This window comes from Coprococcus intestinihominis, from assembly GCF_040096555.1.
In the GTDB taxonomy this organism is placed as follows: Bacteria; Bacillota; Clostridia; order Lachnospirales; family Lachnospiraceae; genus Coprococcus_A; species Coprococcus_A intestinihominis.
In genome coordinates this window covers 1-2841 of sequence record NZ_JBBMEK010000343.1, presented here as the reverse complement: position 1 = coordinate 2841, position 2841 = coordinate 1, and the positions used below count along the sequence as shown (strand labels likewise).

Below are 2841 nucleotides of genomic sequence, written 5' to 3'. Positions count from 1 at the left end.
GCTGAACTAATATGCTGAATACAGACCGGTGCTCCTGTATGCAATGCCAGCATACAATCTCTGGCCACCATCACATCCTCTGCTGTTCTGGAGGCACCGCCGTAATTCAGCTGTTCGGAAATCTTTCCCTGATTCACACCAGCCTTCTTCACAAACAGCGGGTCTTCTTCGTGCAGGCTGATCGGCATATCCAGATCTCTTGCTTTCTCCATAGCCGCCAGCAAAAGCTTCTCATCCATGATCGGAATCCCATCATCTGTGAAACCTGCAGCTCCGGCTTCCGCCAGCGCATCCATATCTACCATCTCCTGACCTTTTAAGCCTTTGCTGATGGCTGCTGCCTGAAGCACATGAATACCGGTCTTTTCGCCTTTTTCCTGAACATACTTCAATGTTTCTACATTATCTACCGTCGGCTTTGTATTGGCCATGCACACAACCGTTGTAAAACCGCCCTTCGCCGCTGCTGCTGCCCCAGTCAGAATATCCTCCTTGTAAGTCTGTCCCGGATCCCTGAAATGGACATGGGTATCCACCAATCCCGGTGCCACAACCAGACCTGATGCATCAATCACCTCTGCACCTGCCGCTGACAGATTGCGTCCTACCTCCTCAATATGTGCGCCCTCGATCAGCACATCCATCACTTCATCCACACCCGTTACAGGATCTACTACCCTGCCGTTCTTAATTAAGATCATTTTCAGTCCTCCAATTTCTTCTTCATTCTCTAATCTATCAGCATCTGATAATCTTCTTTTGTAAATCGATGATAAATGGTATGTCCCATTTCCATCTTGACGCAATAATAATAGGCATCATATTCCGCATCGTCAAAATAAACCGCATAATCAAAATCCGTACCCGGTGTCATCTTTTCACAATGGTAGGTTTTATCAAACTGCGCAAAGCAGGCACAGATTTCTTCTATTGTTAAGCTGTGATGATGTGCAAACAGCTCGACTATTGCTTTGAGAAAAGGCGGGTCCGGGATTTCTCCTGCCACATACTCCGCACCTTCCGCAGGCACACGCACCTCAAATCGTCCTTCATGAATAAAAAACTTCAATCTGCCAAGCACCGTTGTATCAAAAACTGTATTTGTTCTGAGCGCCGCAAGCATCTTCTGCTCATCTGTATAATTGGTTCCCAGGATGGCATTCATAGACGCCATGGGAAAATAAAGTCTGATCACTTCTTTCTCCGCCCCCAGCTTCAGCTGTGCCTCCTTAATCTGCTCTATCACATTTTGAATTAATTTCTGCTCATTCATATTCTGCTCCATTTTTATTTTCGGCTATAAACCATATCAGTTTTATTTTATCACATTACTATCACAGACTCCACAAAAAAGAAGCTGTGACTCATTTTAAATCACAACTTCTTCTATCATTTTCATCAACCGTCTTTAGTTACACAAATAAACGTACATCACAATAAAGTGGCACAAACTTCCTGCCATGACAAAAACATGAAACAGTTCATGGCAGCCAAAGTACTGAAAGCGATTATGGAATACAGGGAATTTCATTGCATAAATCACGCCGCCCACTGTATAAAACAATCCGCCGGCCAGAAGCCACATAAATGCTCCAAATGATAAGCCTGCAACAAGCTGTGGCATCGCAAGGACACATACCCAGCCCATCGCAATGTAGATGACCGATGAAACCCACTTCGGACAGGTCACCCACAGCAGCTTAAAAATCATCCCCACAATCGCCAGCCCCCAGACTATAGCCAGCAATCTCATACCAATGCTCCCCCTTAATACAGTCAGACAAACCGGTGTATAGGAACCTGCAATCAATACAAAAATCATCATATGATCCATTCTCTTCAAACGCAGATTCGCCTTCTCTGAAATGTCGAATGAATGATAGGATGTGCTTGCACCATAAAGAAGGATCATGCTCAGCATAAAAACACTCATGCCGATCATCGTCATCAGATCAGCACCACAGTCTGAAGCATGCACCAGAAGAACCGGCGTCATTAGAACCGCTGCCAGAAATCCAATAAAATGGGTTGCCGCACTTCCCGGGTCCTTCACTCTGAAATGAAAGTCTCTGTCTCTATCCAAACTCGCTGTATACATCTGTTTCGTCAATGTCTGTGTCCGCATAAAACATCCTCCTTATATTTTAAAAGTCTTTATTACAACATTATAAGTTTTTCAAAATCTTGTGCTATTATACTATCTCACTTTCGTTACTTTGTCAAGAGTTTTCAAAAAACCGATATCAGCATTTTTCCAATCTTTATAATTGACACCCGGAATAAAGAATGCTATGCTTCTACTAAACAAGTACAACCATGAACATGATTGTTTCATAATTAAATAATCACCCAAATAACAAACGATCACGATACAAAATAAAGAAAAGAGCGTGTTTTATGAACGAACATATCCTATCCAAAATGGCTGACCCTATTCACAATTTTCACCTCCCCCGCTATCAGGAAATCCCCGATGTCGGCCTTTACCTTGAACAGACCGCCAAATATATCGACAGTTACTTAAGCCCTCTGGAAGATATCAGCATCACCGGCTCTATGATCAGTAACTATGTCAAAAAGAAGATCATCAACAATCCCGTCAAAAAGCAATACAACCGGGATCAGATTGCTGCCCTGATCTTTATTGCTGTTGCCAAATCTGTGCTTTCTCTGGACAATATCCATATGATGTTTGAGATTCAGCGTCAGACCTATGACAATGCAACCGCCTATAATTATTTTTGTCAGGAATTTGAACAGGTCCTTTGGCATGTGTTTCAATTAGATATGGCCGATGCCAGAAAAGATACCGACCATAACACAGAAAAAGAGCATGGCACT

General features: G+C 43.1%; 4 protein-coding genes. 1 reads left to right on the top strand and 3 read right to left on the bottom strand.

Annotation, left to right across the window (positions count from 1 at the left end; all coding sequences use genetic code 11):
* The 3 genes from WMO25_RS16840 to trhA form a co-directional block, all read right to left on the bottom strand.
* Positions 1-701: amidohydrolase family protein (locus WMO25_RS16840; RefSeq protein WP_349086315.1), on the bottom strand; the 701-nt coding region annotated here is incomplete at its 3' end.
* A gap of 29 nt (positions 702-730) precedes the next feature.
* Positions 731-1285, bottom strand: a complete 555-nt coding sequence (locus WMO25_RS16835; protein ID WP_349086313.1) for a DUF3877 family protein — start codon at positions 1283-1285, stop codon at positions 731-733.
* Between the two features lie 123 nt (positions 1286-1408).
* The gene (gene trhA / locus WMO25_RS16830) at positions 1409-2098 is read right to left on the bottom strand and encodes a PAQR family membrane homeostasis protein TrhA (RefSeq protein ID WP_435384323.1); all 690 of its coding nucleotides are present in this window, start codon (positions 2096-2098) and stop codon (positions 1409-1411) included.
* A 299-nt stretch (positions 2099-2397) separates the two neighbouring features.
* Between trhA and WMO25_RS16825 the strand changes: the two genes are divergently transcribed.
* Positions 2398-2841 (top strand): DUF1836 domain-containing protein (locus WMO25_RS16825; RefSeq protein ID WP_349086309.1); only part of this gene is annotated, 444 nt, incomplete at its 3' end.